Below are 489 nucleotides of genomic sequence, written 5' to 3'. Positions count from 1 at the left end.
AGTAACTTGGACTTTCAATGATGGAAATGGAAACATTACTACAGCGAATCAAAATGTAATTGTAAAAGATATAACGGCTCCGGTAACTCCTGTTTTGACTGATGTAACTATCAACGGATGTAGCGGAACTCCTGTAGCTCCTACTACAACTGATAATTGTAAAGGAACAATCACTGGAACAACAACTACTGTATTCCCTATTACAACTCAGGGAACAACGGTAGTAACTTGGACTTTCAATGATGGAAATGGAAACATTACTACAGCGAATCAAAATGTAATTGTAAAAGATATAACGGCTCCGGTAACTCCTGTTTTGACTGATGTAACTATCAACGGATGTAGCGGAACTCCTGTAGCTCCTACTACAACTGATAATTGTAAAGGAACAATCACTGGAACAACAACTACTGTATTCCCTATTACAACTCAGGGAACAACGGTAGTAACTTGGACTTTCAATGATGGAAATGGAAACATTACTACAGC

1 protein-coding gene is annotated in these 489 nt (G+C 38.0%); it reads left to right on the top strand.

The genetic code is table 11. The features are described from left to right. Positions 1 to 489 (top strand): hypothetical protein (locus EOD40_RS18045; RefSeq protein ID WP_394343679.1); only part of this gene is annotated, 489 nt, incomplete at both ends.

Source organism: Flavobacterium sufflavum (assembly GCF_004016525.1).
GTDB lineage: Bacteria > Bacteroidota > Bacteroidia > Flavobacteriales > Flavobacteriaceae > Flavobacterium > Flavobacterium sufflavum.
Note: the sequence above shows the minus strand (reverse complement) of the source record. Positions and strands in the feature narration are given on the sequence as shown.